This is a genomic window from Alkalibacterium gilvum, from assembly GCF_900109085.1.
In the GTDB taxonomy this organism is placed as follows: domain Bacteria; phylum Bacillota; class Bacilli; order Lactobacillales; family Carnobacteriaceae_A; genus Alkalibacterium; species Alkalibacterium gilvum.
Genome location: NZ_FNYW01000002.1, coordinates 62,769 through 77,693, shown reverse-complemented (window position 1 = coordinate 77,693; position 14,925 = coordinate 62,769). Strand labels below are relative to the sequence as shown.

At 37.0% G+C, this 14,925-nt stretch carries 18 protein-coding genes; all 18 read right to left on the bottom strand.

The window, feature by feature from the left end:
• Positions 1–168 precede the first annotated feature (168 nt).
• Positions 169–1,608, bottom strand: a complete 1,440-nt coding sequence (gndA, locus tag BMX83_RS01405) for an NADP-dependent phosphogluconate dehydrogenase (protein ID WP_091632278.1) — start codon at positions 1,606–1,608, stop codon at positions 169–171.
• A 350-nt stretch (positions 1,609–1,958) separates the two neighbouring features.
• Positions 1,959–3,665 (bottom strand): DNA repair protein RecN, encoded by a 1,707-nt coding sequence (gene recN, locus BMX83_RS01400; protein WP_091632272.1) that lies wholly within the window; start codon positions 3,663–3,665, stop codon positions 1,959–1,961.
• 31 nt (positions 3,666–3,696) lie between these two features.
• The gene (gene argR / locus BMX83_RS01395) at positions 3,697–4,146 is read right to left on the bottom strand and encodes an arginine repressor (protein ID WP_091632270.1); all 450 of its coding nucleotides are present in this window, start codon (positions 4,144–4,146) and stop codon (positions 3,697–3,699) included.
• Between the two features lie 194 nt (positions 4,147–4,340).
• Positions 4,341–5,144, bottom strand: coding sequence for a TlyA family RNA methyltransferase (locus BMX83_RS01390; RefSeq protein ID WP_091632267.1), 804 nt, complete (start codon positions 5,142–5,144; stop codon positions 4,341–4,343).
• Between the two features lie 21 nt (positions 5,145–5,165).
• Positions 5,166–6,047, bottom strand: a complete 882-nt coding sequence (locus BMX83_RS01385; RefSeq protein ID WP_091632265.1) for a polyprenyl synthetase family protein — start codon at positions 6,045–6,047, stop codon at positions 5,166–5,168.
• Positions 6,048–6,079: 32 nt separating this feature from the next.
• Entirely contained in the window at positions 6,080–6,295 is a 216-nt protein-coding gene (locus tag BMX83_RS01380) for an exodeoxyribonuclease VII small subunit (RefSeq protein WP_091632263.1), read from the bottom strand.
• On the bottom strand, positions 6,288–7,658 hold the full coding sequence (gene xseA / locus BMX83_RS01375; protein ID WP_091632260.1) for an exodeoxyribonuclease VII large subunit: 1,371 nt from the start codon (positions 7,656–7,658) through the stop codon (positions 6,288–6,290). Before xseA ends, BMX83_RS01380 begins: the two co-directional genes overlap by 8 nt.
• Before the next feature lie 172 nt (positions 7,659–7,830).
• Positions 7,831–8,310 carry a transcription antitermination factor NusB gene (gene nusB / locus BMX83_RS01370; RefSeq protein WP_091632257.1) on the bottom strand — a complete coding sequence of 160 codons (480 nt, stop codon included), beginning with the start codon at positions 8,308–8,310 and terminating at the stop codon, positions 7,831–7,833.
• Positions 8,307–8,726, bottom strand: coding sequence for an Asp23/Gls24 family envelope stress response protein (locus BMX83_RS01365; RefSeq protein WP_425425823.1), 420 nt, complete (start codon positions 8,724–8,726; stop codon positions 8,307–8,309). The genes nusB and BMX83_RS01365 overlap by 4 nt, the downstream gene beginning before the upstream one ends.
• Before the next feature lie 52 nt (positions 8,727–8,778).
• A complete protein-coding gene (efp, locus tag BMX83_RS01360; RefSeq protein WP_091632255.1) occupies positions 8,779–9,336 on the bottom strand; it encodes an elongation factor P in 558 nt (185 codons plus the stop codon).
• A gap of 121 nt (positions 9,337–9,457) precedes the next feature.
• The gene (locus tag BMX83_RS01355; RefSeq protein ID WP_091632252.1) at positions 9,458–10,519 is read right to left on the bottom strand and encodes a M24 family metallopeptidase; all 1,062 of its coding nucleotides are present in this window, start codon (positions 10,517–10,519) and stop codon (positions 9,458–9,460) included.
• Positions 10,520–10,729: 210 nt separating this feature from the next.
• Positions 10,730–11,173 carry a hypothetical protein gene (locus tag BMX83_RS01350; RefSeq protein WP_091632249.1) on the bottom strand — a complete coding sequence of 148 codons (444 nt, stop codon included), beginning with the start codon at positions 11,171–11,173 and terminating at the stop codon, positions 10,730–10,732.
• Positions 11,174–11,182: 9 nt separating this feature from the next.
• Positions 11,183–11,623, bottom strand: coding sequence for a competence type IV pilus minor pilin ComGF (comGF, locus tag BMX83_RS01345; RefSeq protein WP_091632526.1), 441 nt, complete (start codon positions 11,621–11,623; stop codon positions 11,183–11,185).
• Positions 11,613–11,945 carry a type II secretion system protein gene (locus BMX83_RS01340; RefSeq protein ID WP_091632246.1) on the bottom strand — a complete coding sequence of 111 codons (333 nt, stop codon included), beginning with the start codon at positions 11,943–11,945 and terminating at the stop codon, positions 11,613–11,615. Before BMX83_RS01340 ends, comGF begins: the two co-directional genes overlap by 11 nt.
• Positions 11,932–12,381 (bottom strand): competence type IV pilus minor pilin ComGD, encoded by a 450-nt coding sequence (comGD, locus tag BMX83_RS01335; RefSeq protein ID WP_177170448.1) that lies wholly within the window; start codon positions 12,379–12,381, stop codon positions 11,932–11,934. The genes BMX83_RS01340 and comGD overlap by 14 nt, the downstream gene beginning before the upstream one ends.
• Before the next feature lie 18 nt (positions 12,382–12,399).
• Complete coding sequence (gene comGC, locus BMX83_RS01330) at positions 12,400–12,738, bottom strand: competence type IV pilus major pilin ComGC (RefSeq protein ID WP_091632241.1); 339 nt, start codon at positions 12,736–12,738, stop codon at positions 12,400–12,402.
• A 15-nt stretch (positions 12,739–12,753) separates the two neighbouring features.
• The gene (gene comGB / locus BMX83_RS01325; RefSeq protein WP_091632238.1) at positions 12,754–13,818 is read right to left on the bottom strand and encodes a competence type IV pilus assembly protein ComGB; all 1,065 of its coding nucleotides are present in this window, start codon (positions 13,816–13,818) and stop codon (positions 12,754–12,756) included.
• Positions 13,766–14,842, bottom strand: a complete 1,077-nt coding sequence (gene comGA, locus BMX83_RS01320; RefSeq protein WP_091632523.1) for a competence type IV pilus ATPase ComGA — start codon at positions 14,840–14,842, stop codon at positions 13,766–13,768. Before comGA ends, comGB begins: the two co-directional genes overlap by 53 nt.
• Positions 14,843–14,925 lie beyond the last annotated feature (83 nt).

Below are 14,925 nucleotides of genomic sequence, written 5' to 3'. Positions count from 1 at the left end.
TTTTCATTGCTGTATCACACTTTCAGTTTACCACATCTTTAACTAATTAGAAATATAAGACTAAGCTAATTCTACAGGCCTTCTAAAGAAAGTCTGTATGATATGAAAATAGTAGGTTTTCTAAATGAAAACCTACTATGAAAGCTTATTCAGTAATGTTTGGTATTATTAATTCCATTTCTCTTCGCCGTTGTTGCCATACCAATCAAAGTGGAATTGGCCTTCTTTGTCGACACGCTCATATGTGTGTGCACCGAAATAATCCCGTTGAGCTTGGATCATATTTGCCGGTAAACGTTCTGAACGATATGAGTCGTAGTAAGCAATAGCAGATGAGAAGGCTGGTACAGGAACGCCTGCTTGAACCGCTAATCCAACTAGGTCTCTTACAGACTGCTGGTATCTCTTAGCAATGTCCATAAAGTACTCATCTAAGACAAGGTTTTTAAGTTTTGGTTCACGCTCATAAGCTTCAGTGATTTTTTGCAAGAAGCCTGCACGAATAATACAGCCTGCACGGAATATTTTAGCAATTTCACCATACTCGAGATCCCAACCGTATTCTTCAGAAGCCGTACCCATCTGTGCAAAACCTTGAGCATAACTCATGATTTTACTGAAGTATAATGCTTCACGCATTTTTTCGATTAGTTCTTTTTTGTCGCCATCATATAATTTAGCTGCCGGCTTAGGCAGTACTTTGCTTGCTTCTACACGTTCTTCTTTCATAGCTGAAATATAGCGTGCAAACACGGATTCTGTAATAAGTGGCAATGGAATACCCAGATCAAGAGCACTTTGAGATGTCCATTTTCCTGTTCCTTTATTACCCGCACGGTCCAGGATCACGTCTATCATATCTTTCCCAGTTTCTGCGTCTTTCTTAGTTAAGGCATCCGCTGTGATATCAATCAAGAAGCTGTCTAGTTCGCCTTCATTCCATTCTTTGAAGACTTCGGCTGCTTCTTCATTGGATAAGCCAACCATATTTTTCATTAGGTCATAAGATTCAGCAATAAGCTGCATATCACCATATTCGATTCCGTTATGAACCATTTTAACATAGTGCCCTGCACCGTTAGGACCAATATAAGTCACACATGGTTCTCCGTCTGCAGGTGCTTTAGCTGCAATTTTCTCAAGGATAGGTGCGACAAGATCGTACGCTTCCTTCTGTCCGCCAGGCATGATAGCAGGCCCTTTAAGCGCGCCTTCTTCTCCGCCTGATACACCCGTACCGATAAAGTTTATACCAGAATCAGCTAGTTCCTTACTACGACGTATTGTATCTTTATAGAAAGTGTTTCCGCCGTCAATAAGGATATCATCTTTATTTAAGAAAGGAAGTAACTGTTGGATCACTGCATCTGTTCCTTTTCCTGCTTGTACCATTAACAAAATTTTTCTCGGTTTTTCAAGTGACTCAACAAATTCTTCTAAGTCATATGTTGCAACCACATTTTTATCTGGATTTTCTTCTATAACAGAAGTTGTTTTTGAAGAGGTACGGTTATATAGCGATACCGAGTATCCTCGACTTTCAATATTCAGTGCTAAATTCTTACCCATAACGGCCATTCCAATAACGCCGACTTGTTGTTTACTCATTAATCAAACTCCTCCATTTACTCTTTTGATTTCAATAGTTTAATTATAAACTCTTTCTCTCTATATATTAACAAAATATGAACACTTTTTATACTCTCATCTTGACTCTTGCAATTTAAACTTACTTTGAGTACACTTAATACCTGAACGAAATAAGAAAGAGGGTGCACTCCTATGCCTAATCATAAAAAAGAAAAAGGATCTACAAGCACAATGTCACGCATTATTATTGGTATTCTTGTTCTGACATTGATTGTTCCCGTATTTGCTTCACTACTAAGCGTACTCTAATAAAAAATTATTCATTTATTTAAAATCTCTTGTCTGTTATCAGCAAGAGGTTTTTTTATTTATCCTACTTTTTTCTTCTGCGCAAGTTTGAGTAATTCGGCTGCTGTTTCCTTTGTTAGCTGAGTTAACTCATCCCCTGAAAGCATACGCGCAATTTCTTCAATGCGTTTATTTTTAACAAGGCGCTCCATACTGGTCTGCGTTCGCTCATCATCTGTTGATTTTTTGATATAAAGATGTTGATCTGCCATAGCAGCAACTTGTGGTAGATGCGTGATACATAAAACCTGTGAGTGTTTAGCTACCGAATAAATTTTATCCGCTATTGACTGTGCCACGCGGCCACTAACACCTGTATCTACTTCATCAAATATAATACTCGTAATGCCTTGTGATTGAGAAAAAATCGTCTTCATTGCCAGCATCATTCGTGATAGTTCTCCACCAGAAGCAACCTTACTTAAAGGCTTCAATGGTTCACCGGGATTTGTTGAAATAAAGAATTCAATTTTATCCATCCCCTGTTCGTTCAATTGGGGTTCTTTGGATTCAGGTTCCTTACACTCTTTAAACATAACGGAAAATTCAACTTTTTCCATATAAAGTTCTTTCAACTGTTTTTGAATGCTTTTTTCTAGGCCGATAGCTATTTCTCTTCGGCTTTTAGATAACGTTTCAGCTAGTTTTTGCGCTTTATCATAGGCCGTTTTTATTTTCCTACTTAGTCCATCCACTTGTTCTTCCCTGTTTTCTAACTTTTTCAACTCTTTTTCTGACTGTTCAAAATGATTCAAGATTTTTTCCACGCTATCCCCATATTTACGCTTAAGCTGTTGAATAACATTTAAGCGGGCTTCAATGTCGTTCAATCTCTCTTCATCATACTCAAGGCCGTCTAGCTCCGTATATATATCACTAGCAATTTCCTGGAGTTGAAAGTACGTTGCAGATAGGTTTTCAGATAACTGTTTAAAGGAACTATCGATATTTTCTACAGCTGCCATCTCTTCCATGGCTTTCCCTACCGTATCCAGACCGCTATATTCTTCTCCCTGCAAAGCAGCATAGCTCGTTGAGAGAGCTTTAACGATAGCCTGATGATTAGCTAATTTTTTCTCTTCCTCCAGTAGATTTTCTTCTTCGTGAGGATGGAGTTGGGCTGCTTCGATTTCATCAACTTGATACCTTAAAATATCCAGTCTCTGTGCTATTTCCTGTTCATTAAAAGCCCATTCTTGCCGTTCTTTTGTCAGTTGTCTATATTCTCTGTAAATGTTTTGATAGTCTTTTTTTAATTTGTGGAGTTCTTTTTGTCCAAAACTGTCTAAAAGAAAGCTATGATTTTCTGTCATCATAAGTTCCTGGTGTTCATTCTGTCCATGTATATCAATAAGATGGGTTCCAATTTCTTTCAACACAGCGATGGTTACAATACTGCCATTTATACGGCAGACCGTTCGCCCACTCATAAAGATTTCTCGTTGGATAAGCAAAGTATTTTCAACATGTTCAATTTCATGCTCTGAAAGGAGCGCCAGTAAATCTTTTGATGGCCTGAATTTAAATTCGCCTTCCAACACACATTTCTTTGTGCCATAGCGGACAAATTCAGTTGATCCTCTTCCACCTGCAAGTAGTCCAACTGCGTCAATTATAATAGACTTTCCTGCTCCTGTTTCACCAGTTAACACAGTCATACCTTTTTTAAAACTTAAAGACAACTCTTCAATGATTGCAAAGTTCTTGATATGCAGTGATTCTAACAAAGACAAACCTCCTAATTTGTTAATGATTTTATTATATAAAGGAGATGATTTTTTTCTGTAAACGTTGGGCACTTTTCTCATCACGGCTAATAACTAAAACAGTATCGTCTCCAGAAATACACCCAAACATTTCTTTGTATCTAGCCGCTTCGATCAAGGCTGCCAAGGCAAAGGCATTCCCGGGTAACGTACGGATCAACACAAATTCGCGTTGCGTATCAATTGATACAAAGGCATCTTTCATTAAACGTGAAAGTTTTTGCGACACGTCATAATCTATTTCAGGAGGTAAATTGTATCGATACCCACCATTTTGAGCGGGAGCTTTTACGAGCTGCAACTCCTTCATATCTCTTGAAATTGTTGCTTGCGTCACTTCTATACCTCTTTCATGAAGTTTATCAACAAAATCTTCCTGTTTTTTGATTACATCTTCTTGGACAAGTTTCCTGAGCAAATGATGTCTTTCATTCTTTTTCATTTTGTCACTCCTATAATTTTCACATTGTCAAATCAGGAATTCTTCAGTATATTTATACACTTTATCCGCTTTAATTATACGTCTTTTAAGTGTTTCTTACAATATATACACTTTAGAATCAGAAGTTCTTTGACAATTTTAAAAATAGAGTTTGATGTTAATCTTTTATCTTCTTCACTTATACAGTGAATTCGTTATAAAAAAAGGGACGCATTAACGTTCTTTTCCATGTGTTCTTTCTTTGTCAATTCAGGCTCATTCTTGAAAACAATATGGGCAAGAAATTCTTTGTTCCCTTTTCCACCCTTTATCGGGGAAGGAATAACTTTTTGCACTTCAAAGCCTTGGTCATAAAGATAGTCTACAATATCCTTTACCACTGCTTCGTGAATAGCTGGATCTTTAATAATCCCTTTGCTACCAACATCTTCTTTTTTCGCTTCGAATTGTGGTTTGATAAGCGCCACAATCTCGCCGTTTTTTTTGAGTATCATTTTCAACGTTTTGAAAATCTTTTTCAGTGAAATAAAAGAGACATCGATTGTTGCAAATTCTGGCTGCCCTCTTTGAAAGTCATCTATCGTGACGTGTCGAAAATTTGTTTGTTCCATGACCTCTACACGTTCATCAATACGTAATTTCCAAGCAAGCTGGTTTGTCCCAACGTCTAATGCATAAACAAGCGCTGCCCCTTGTCTTAGACAGACATCTGTGAAGCCTCCCGTTGATGCACCGATATCTAAAGCAATACGCTCTTTAATATCAATGTTGAAATCATCCAATGCTTTTTTCAATTTATGCCCACCACGACTGACATAGGGTTGACCTAAGCCTTTAATATACACAATGGTCTCTTTCGGCCATTTTTCTCCAGCTGTAAAGATTTGTTCTTCTTTGCTCGTATACGCCTTTCCAGACATGATATAGCGCTTTGCTTTTTCAGCGTCTTCTGCCCAACCTTGAGCAACAAGCAACTCATCAGCTCGTTCTTTTTTCACTTTTTCACCTCACTAAATCTTTCACTTCAGCTTAATGGACGCTATAAAGGTTGCCAGTAGTTCCTCGTCGTAGCTCTCCACATGGTTTTTAATCTCTTTATTTAGCCTTAGCGCCTCATTTAGATGCTCCTTTAGTAAACGCTTAGCAGAGTCTATTCCTAATAAAGAAGGATACGTACTTTTTCCTTGTTTCAGATCTGACCCTACACGCTTGCCCAACTCTTCTTCTGAACTACTTACATCAAGAATATCGTCTCTGATTTGGTAGGCTATACCAATTTTCTCAGCAATCTTATCCAAGGTTATTTTCATTTCTTCATTTAAATCTGATAAAATACCTGCGGATCTAAAGGCAAAAATAATAAGCCTACCCGTTTTACGATAATGTATCGCTGATAGTTGCTCGATCGATAACTCTTGCTTTTCGCCATCCATATCTGCTTGCTGTCCACCGATCATTCCTTCATGTCCTGAAGCAAACGCTAATTCTTTAATAAGTGAAATTTTCGCTTTGTCAGAATACTTAGCTTCTGCTAGGATTTCAAAGGCTTTAGTAAGTAAAGCATCACCTGCTAATATTGCCGTTGCTTCAGAAAACTTAATATGATTGGCCGGTTTGCCTCTTCTTAAATCATCGTCATCCATTGCAGGTAAATCATCATGTATAAGTGAATAGGTATGAATCATTTCCAAAGCTGCAGCAACAGGAAAAGCTTCTTTATCATTCTTTTTAAATGCCTTGACTAAGGCAATTAAAAGAAGGGGACGTAGACGTTTACCTCCTGCTTTTAAGGAATAATTCATAGCTGCTTCAACGTCTGTTTGACTTTGTTCTTGAACAAGACGAGTCAAATAATCTTCAAATACGCTCTTATATTGCTCTGTAAATGTCTGAAAATACATAGCAGACTCCTTTAACGTGATTTTTATTCATTCTAGTCTTCAAGTAATTCTTCAGTTCCATTTTCATTCACCATTGTCGTTACTGTCTTTTCAGCATTTTCTACAATACTTTTACAGTGGCGACTTAACTTGATTCCTTCTTGGAACTGATCCAATGCTTCTTCTAAAGGAACGTCGCCTTGTTCTAGTTTTTGTACAATTGTTTCTAATTCTTTTATCGCTTCATCGAATGTTTTTTCGTTACTCATGATGATCTCCCTTAAAGTCATTGTCTTTTTTCTCAGCTTCTTCTACTCTCGCCTTTATTAATCCGTCTGAAACCATAATACTGATTGGATCCTCTGCTTTTACTTGATCCACTGATTTAATTACAGTTGCTTTGCTTTGTGCTATGGCATATCCCCTACTGATTGTTTTCAAAGGGGATAAATGATCCAGTGATTGAATTAAAGCAGCGACATCTTTTTTGCTGTCAGTCACACGTTGCTTTGCGGCGGAGTGCAATTGATTCGTCAGCGTGTCCAAGGAGCTGGCTGACTGTTTAATTTTTATACCAGGATGCATAGCATTCAGACTTTGATTTAGAAGATGCAGCCGGTATTTTTCTTCTTTCAGTTGGTTATCAGTTACTCGCATTAATTGGTTCGTCAGTTGATCCAGATTTTGACTGTAACCATCATATAAGCGTCTCGGTTGTCTAAAGATATAGGATTGTTCAAGCCGCTTGATTGTTTCTTTTTCTCGTCTAATCATACTGGTGATGCCCTGTATAATACGTTGCTGATTTAAATCAATTCGACCTATCTCATCTATTAAAACGGGCACGGCTAGTTCTGCAGCTGCTGTCGGTGTGGCTGCTCTCACATCTGATGCCAAATCGGACAAGGTTGTGTCTGTTTCGTGTCCAACGGAGGAAATGATTGGCGTCTTCGCTTTGGTAATCGCTCGGACAACTTTTTCTTCATTAAATGCAAATAAATCTTCAAAAGAGCCGCCTCCCCGACCGACTATGAGTGTATCTAAATCATAGTCCTCGTCCGCTTGTTGTATACTTTTCACTATAGAGTCTGCAGCTTTTTCCCCCTGCACTACTGCCGGAAAAAGATAAAGCTTTACAATTGGGAATCGTCTTTCTATTGTTGTTTGAATATCCCTTATTACCGCGCCGCTTTTACTTGTGATGATCCCTATTTTCCGTGGGAATCGCTCTAGGGGTTTCTTTAAATTTGATTCAAACAAACCTTCTTCGGCTAATTTTTTCTTTGTCTGTTCATACGCGGCATAAAGCTGACCAAGTCCTTCAGGTTCGATATGATCAATATATAGCTGGTAAGCACCGGTTTTTTCATAGACCGATAGACGGCCAACAGCTAGTACGCTCATTCCTTCTTCTAAATCAACAGTCAATTTGCGTTGTTCTTTTTGAAATAAGACGGCAGATAGCTTGGCTCCCTTATCTTTGATACTAAAGTACTGATGGCTGTTTCTCCGTTTAGGATTATAGTTTGAAATCTCACCTTTTACATATACACGTTCCAGGTACGGATCATAATCAAACTTTCTTTTAACGTAACGTGTTAACTGAGTAACTGATAAGTACTCCTTTACCATAAGGTTATTTCCTTTCTGCTTTTATATCACTTTTTTAAAAGCACATAGAAAAAAGAGCAGAAAAGCAGACAGCTTTTTGTGCTGCTTTTCGCTCTTTACTACTGCTTCTCTTTTCTCAGTTTAGAAGCTTGTCCATAAATAAAGCAGACAATTTAAAACGACAGAATAAAAGCTATTTATTATCGATTATACTTTGAAGCACACCATTTATAAACTTGCTTGATTTATCGTCATTAAAAGTTTTGGCCATTTCAATGGCTTCATTCATCACGATGCGTTTGTCTACGTCAGGTTGATACAACAATTCATAAGTAGCCAATCTTAAAAGTGACAGATTAGTTCTTTCTAAACGATTGATACTCCATTTTTTTAAATGCTTCGAGATGGTCTGGTCGATTTCTTCTTGGTGTTCTAGTGCACCTGTAACGAGAATTTTTAAGTACGTTAGTGCATCAGTAATAATCTTGTTTTTATTTTTATTCTCAGGCAAAACGTCCGCCATTGCTTCTTCCATTGTACGGCTATCTTCATGTGATAGCGTACTTTCAAGTGCTAATTTAATTGCTTCGTCTGTAGCTAGTTCTTCATGGGTTGTTAATTGGAAAAGAGACTGAAAGGCTTTTTCCCTAATTACACGCCTTACAGTTGTCACTCTTTTTCATCCTCTTCTCTGTCTGTGTCAAGTAGGTCTTGGAAAGATGTCTTTTCAGGTACGATATCTGCAATATGGATATTTACTTCTGCTAGAGTGATATCAGTCATGTGAAAGATTTTTTCTCTCACTTTTTCCTGAATTGCTTGAGCTACATTTGGGACATTTACCCCAAATTTGAAGTAACAATAGATATCTACTTTCAAACCATCTTCGTCAGAAGTTAGATGGACACCTTTTTTATGATTTGGTTTTCCAAATGCAATTTTCATTTTTTTCGTAAATTTCCCCTGCATAGCATAAACACCCGTAACCTCATTGGCTGCAATACCGGCAATAACTTCCAGTACTTCGGGGGCAACTTCAATTTCACCAAATGGATTGCTCTGATTTGTTCTCATCACTTTTTCTTCCACTTGTCGTTCCTCCTTTTTAATGATTAAGTGTCTTCACTCAATTAATTATCGACTATGCACGTGATACATAAGTGCCTTCATCTGTATTGATTACTAAAACATCGTCCTTGTTTACAAACAAAGGAACGATTACCACTGCACCTGTTTCTAATGTTGCAGGTTTTGATCCACCGCCGGAAGTGTCTCCACGTATTCCAGGTTCTGTTTCCACAACTTTCAACTCGACTTTGGTTGGAACTTCTACACCGATTACCTCGCTACCATACATCATGATACTAACTTCCATGTTTTCTTTCATGTAGTTCAGTTCCTCTTCAATGCGTTCTCCGGGAATATCAAGTTGCTCGTATGTGCTCGTATCCATGAAAACATGATTGCCGTTGTCTTCATAAAGATATTGCATTGTTTTTGTTTCAATATGTGCCGTTTCAAATTTTTCTCCGGCTCTAAATGTTTTGTCTTGTAAGGCGCCTGTACGAAGATTTTTTAATTTTGAACGTACAAAAGCTGCTCCTTTACCAGGCTTGACGTGTTGAAATTCTACTACGCGCCATATACTATCATCATATTCAATCGTTAATCCTGTTTTCAAGTCGCTGGTTGATATCATTCGTTTTCCTCCTAATTACCTCTTAATGAACCCTATTGATTTTTAAGCTTTATTGTTTCCATTGTATCACGATTGGTTATTAAAACCTATTTTCATCATTAGTTTTTCTGTTATTTTATTCTTATATTTGAATAAGCTCTTTAGTCACACTCATTAAATTACGATTTCCCTCTTTTGTGATAACTAAATCGTCTTCAATCCTTACACCACCAACATCTGGTATATAGATACCTGGTTCATTCGTGATCACATTACCTACTTCTAATGGCTTTTCATTTCTGAAATTAATTCCAGGGCTTTCATGGACTTCTAAGCCAATACCATGTCCTGTTGAGTGACCGAATGCGTCGCCGTAACCTTTTTCTTTAATATAGTCTCTAGCAATGGCGTCTAGCTCTTTTCCTGTCATTCCTGGTCTTGCAGCTGCATTAACTTTAGCTTGTGCTTCTAAAACGATTTGGTGTATTTTTTTCAGTTCTTCACCAGGGTCTCCCAAAGAGATTGTTCGTGTCATATCAGACACATAGCCTTTATAATAACAACCGAAGTCGATTGTTATCATATCACCTTGTTCGATTTTTTTATCACTTGCAACACCATGCGGCATTGCTGAACGTTTTCCGCTTGCTACAATAGTATCAAAAGAAACACCCGTTGCTCCTTTTTCGCGCATCAGAAAATCTAGTTTATTGGCAACGGCTATTTCAGTCACACCTGGCTTGATAAAGTCCAGTATTTCTTGAAACGCATACTCCGTAATTTTTATAGCCTCTTCTATTGTGTTAATTTCAGTGCTATCTTTTATTTCTCTTAGTGCTTCAATCAAACCACTAAGAGGTTCTAATTTACATGATAATAATTCCTGCATTTTATCAAATTCTGCATACGTCACAAAGTCTTTTTCGAAGCTTAATGAACGAATATTGTCTTTTTCAACAATGTTTTCCACTTCTTCCAAAATAGGCCCCTTGTTTTGAATAATAGAAAAACCAATGGCTTGATCAGCTGCTTGTTTGGTATATCTAAAATCAGTGACAAAATAAGCTTTCTCTTGTGTGATGACGCTTAAGCCCGTACTTCCAGTGAAACCTGAAGCATACCTCAGATTATATGGACTAGTAAGCAGAATGGCTTCAACATTCTGGTCTTTCATTTTCTTTTGAATAATTTTTACACGAGACATATTTACACCCTATTCTATAGTTGAATTCCGTTCTGTTCAATTTTTATTGAACACTCCTTACTTATTATAGCAAAACAAGGCAGAAAAATAAACGTATGTACGGTGTATCGGTCACATTTAAATAGAAAAAGGCACGTCAAGTGGGTAGATATATCATCCCACTTAGAAGTGCCTTGATCTATTCGATTTGATTTAGTGTATATTTCTCTTTTATTCCACTAAGGGCTCAACAGCCTTATTCTCTTTCGAAGTATCTTGAATCTCTTTCTGAGGTTCTTTTATTTCTTGGGCCTCCTCTGTCTTTACTTCTTTTGGGATTGAAAAAGTTAAGCTACTTTTATAAGCGTTGTTTAACCTAGCTTCAAGTTTATACTCTCTTTCCGAAAGTTTTTTAATCTGTACCTCGCCTTGCTTAAAGTATAGCATAGCCCTTTCTATTTTATCCAGATCATCTTTTTCTCGCAGCATATTTTGGCTCACTTCGATGAGTGCTTTCGCTTCGTATGCCTGACTTGTTAATTGAAGTTGTGTTAATTGATTGTAGATAATGCCTGTCAGTGAAAGAATTAAAAAAGAAATAAAGATGAGTAAATAAAACGTTGATAATAAAAGACTTCCCTCATCTTCTGTTGTTATTTTCTTAGTTGATTGCATTTATTATCTTCATCCATTCTTACGCACCCTAAACACAGCCCGGTACGTTTCACCATTTTGAAAATCAACATCTATCGAAAGTTTTTCGTCTAACAAATGAAAGGCAACACTTTTAACTTTCATCAATATGGGTTGATGTCCAAGTGAACCTACTTGTCTCCGAATAATGCTAAAGTGTCGATTATATGTGACTGTCTTTTTAAGTTGATCTTTTGGATCGGTTTTTTTCAATGTTAGTTCGCTTTTAGTTGCATATACCTCTTCACTGTCTCTTAATTCATGTTCGAGTTGATTAATAAATAAATGCCACTCAATTTGTCGTTCATCCTTAATAAGGCTTCGAGTCGTTTGTATTTGAGAAATAGCGAAAGTAAGCAACAGTACACAGCTACTCAAAATCCCTAGTGTGATGAGGACTTCAATTAAGGAGAATCCCTTGTCACTTTTCATTTATATTCCACTCCGCAGATATATAGTCCATCTTTGTGATTCTTTCGTTATCTATATAAATATGAATACTTTTCTCCGTTTCAATACTGTGAGCAGAAACACCACCGGAATGATACGTTTTATCCTTTGGCTGGCTAGCATCATAAAATAATGCAGACTCGTACAGAAATCGACTCGCTTCAACCTGTTCTTTTTTTTGACTTCTTAAAAGCAGCATCTCCATACTGAATGGAATTACGATACCGACAAAAAAGGCTAAGATACTGAGGCTTACCAAACTCTCTAAGATAATAAAACCAGCATCCTGTTTATTCAATGACAAAACGGCCACTTCCCATCTGAAAACTTACAGTCACTCTTCCATGTATGGTATTAAATTTTAGTTTATTGATATTACCAAGGTTTCCAGATCCACTTGAGAAGGAGTACTCTTTTGAAGTGCCTATCAAGGAGATTGACTCTGGTAAATCTAGAATATGGTTGGCCGGATGATGATTATTATCCTTACCAGTCACACGAAAACGTATGAGTCGATTTGTTGGCCTCACTTCCATGGTGGTCCATTGATTATTTAAGACAGCCTCATTTTGAATCAATGTAATCCCTGACCTTAATGATTCGAAAAACAACTGTGTTTCCGTTTCTTTTTTCAGCTGACTAAAGTGCATGACTGGAAAGGTTGTTATTATTGAAATAATCACTAGCACTAAAAGAACTTCTAAAAGTGTGAAGCCCTCATCCTTCTTTATCGTAAACACGGGCATCGCCTTCCGCTATCAGGGGCTTGTTTCAGTTGATATTTTAGTTACTATACCCTTACTTAAAGTAAACTTCTCATTTGCCTTGTCTAGTTGTTTATTAGTCAGGTAATTGTCTGTCTTTAATTGGTTAAAGTCAGTTGGGTTTGCGCCTTCATTATCCATTTTATACATATCAACTTGTGATTGAAGCACACTAGCTATTGCCTCATCCCCTGTGCTTTCAGCGTTTTTTTGCCTTCCTGATAAATTAGGTACAAAAAGTAAAAGTAGTGCTGAAATAATAAATAGTACCAGTGACATTTCAATTAAAGTAAAGCCTTCTTCAAGTTTCATCCACTTTTTTATGTTTTTCATTTTTTTCCTCTTTCCTTAAAATGTATTGAGTGCACTAAAGGTTGGCAGTAGCAAAGCTGCATATATAGCCACAATGATTAGTGAAACACATATAAATATAATTGGTTGGATCAGGTTGATTGTTTGTTCGACTTTTTTATCAAAGGCCTCCTCGCATGTCAACGCATACATTTCTAATTCTTGTCCTAATTGTCCAGAACGTTCTCCTTGTCTGACGACTAACATAATTTCTCTTTTCAAAAACGTTAGTTCCTTGAGACTGTCATGGAAGGACTCGCCTTGTTTCATCTTTTGTTCAATATGAGCACCAATTTCTTTAATTAAGGGTGATAATGTGTTTTGTTTCATAATGGTTACGACTTCTAAAAGACCACTATTTCCTTTAAGTAAAAACCCCCATTCATTTGAAAAAAATTGACTCCAATACAAACGATACAATGATGTAGGAGACCATTTGGCAATCCAAATCACCCGTTCAAGCGGTGTCATTTTTTTACTCTTAAAAAGCAACAACAAAAAACTAAGGATAGAAATAATACTGCCTACTAGCAGTATTATTGGCGAATAATAAACACCTGAAACAATGAGACGTGTCCCAAAGTTAAGTTGTTCTGAACCAACTGAGACAAAATCATTGATATGTGGCAGCAGTATAAAACGCATCGCTAAAAGCATTATTATCACAAAGAGAAACAAAATTGCCGGATAGTGTAACACAGCTTTCATCTTCTTTTTCTTTTCTGCTTGTTTCAACAACTGTTCTCCAGCTTTTAGTGCTGTTTCAGCTAGATGACCATGATAAAGCGAGAAATAAAGTTGTGAGCAAACGACATCTGAAAAACCTGCTTTCTTTAGTGCCTCAGAAAATAATATCCCTTTACTTACCTCAGTGTGGATTGTTTCTATCATGTGCTTTGCATGCTTATCCACAATCGTTTCCAAAAATATCAACGCTTCCTGTAAAGAAAAGCCGTCCATGAGCAGTTGCCCGCATCTTTTTAAAAAATAACCTTGTTGTATTGTCGTTTTATGCGTTCGATATATAGTAACGCTTATAGGTTTTTTCGTTGATAAAGCCATTCATAAACACCTTTTCAAGTAAATGATTAAACTCTCTTTTCACCAAAATAGATTCTGGTTCCCTTTCACTCCCTTTATTCTCAGTAATACTTTCTAATTCTTTGGCAGACATTACTTCAAATAAAGCAAGTCGCTTTCTACCACGAGCATAATGTGTACAGTAGGTCTGACAGTTTGCTTCACATAAGGCACAATAAAGAGGAAGTAACGTCTGAAAAGCAACACCAATCAAGGTTTGTTTAAGTAATGACGTACTCACTCCAAGCTCTTGCATTCGGGCTATAACACCTGCAGCGTTTTTAGCATGGATAGAGGCAACAATTAAATGCCCTGTCAATGCTCCACGTATAACCATTCGCGCTGTCTCCTCGTCCCGGATTTCTCCAACAATAATTACATCAGGATGATGCCTAAGGCTTGATTTAAGTAAGTGCTCATATGTTACACCAGCTGTTTCGTTAACTTGGGTCTGCAAGAACGTTTTTTCCTCTATTTCTACGGGATCTTCGACGGTTATAACCTGTTGTTTCTCTCCTGATGTCCGATTTTTGATTAGATGATACATGCTGGTTGTCTTTCCAGAGTCTACAGGTCCTGAAAATAATAAAAGACCTGCTTTTGATTGAACTAATTGTTCTAATTTATTCCATTCGTGAGTAAAAAAAATGCCAGGTGATTGATTTTCCTCCTCCTTTTGCTTAAGTAATCTGATAACGAGTGATTCTTGTAGCTGATAATTACTAATCGTTGAAAAACGACAGTCTATAGCCTTGTCACTTAATTGAAACGTCATGCCTCCACTTTGAGGTCGCCTTTTTTCACCTACGTCCATATTTGATAAAAACTTAAAATATGAAATAATCCGCGTCCCCTCATCTCGATCAAGATAATATTGTTTTTCCATCTGACCATTTAGACGAAAGTAAATATCATAGTGCTTTTGTTCTGGTAAGATATGAATATCACTTGTTCGATATGAATCGGCAATCGTCAAGAGATGAACGGCAAATGCTTCTGTGTCCACCGCATCCTTCCTTTCTTTTTTAGTTCCATACCTTATATATTGTCTTTTTAAATTTTTATTCACGAAAAAAACCTCAAATAAAT

Bases quoted from the DNA above. Each gene is read 5' to 3' on its own strand.
- gndA (WP_091632278.1), bottom strand. From the start codon at position 1,608: ATGAGTAAACAACAAGTCGGCGTTATTGGAATGGCCGTTATGGGTAAG.
- argR (WP_091632270.1), bottom strand. From the start codon at position 4,146: ATGAAAAAGAATGAAAGACATCATTTGCTCAGGAAACTTGTCCAAGAA.
- BMX83_RS01385 (WP_091632265.1), bottom strand. From the start codon at position 6,047: ATGTATTTTCAGACATTTACAGAGCAATATAAGAGCGTATTTGAAGAT.
- BMX83_RS01380 (WP_091632263.1), bottom strand. From the start codon at position 6,295: ATGAGTAACGAAAAAACATTCGATGAAGCGATAAAAGAATTAGAAACA.
- xseA (WP_091632260.1), bottom strand. From the start codon at position 7,658: ATGGTAAAGGAGTACTTATCAGTTACTCAGTTAACACGTTACGTTAAA.
- efp (WP_091632255.1), bottom strand. From the start codon at position 9,336: ATGATATCAACCAGCGACTTGAAAACAGGATTAACGATTGAATATGAT.
- BMX83_RS01355 (WP_091632252.1), bottom strand. From the start codon at position 10,519: ATGTCTCGTGTAAAAATTATTCAAAAGAAAATGAAAGACCAGAATGTT.
- BMX83_RS01350 (WP_091632249.1), bottom strand. From the start codon at position 11,173: ATGCAATCAACTAAGAAAATAACAACAGAAGATGAGGGAAGTCTTTTA.
- comGF (WP_091632526.1), bottom strand. From the start codon at position 11,623: ATGAAAAGTGACAAGGGATTCTCCTTAATTGAAGTCCTCATCACACTA.
- comGC (WP_091632241.1), bottom strand. From the start codon at position 12,738: ATGAAAAACATAAAAAAGTGGATGAAACTTGAAGAAGGCTTTACTTTA.
- comGB (WP_091632238.1), bottom strand. From the start codon at position 13,818: ATGGCTTTATCAACGAAAAAACCTATAAGCGTTACTATATATCGAACG.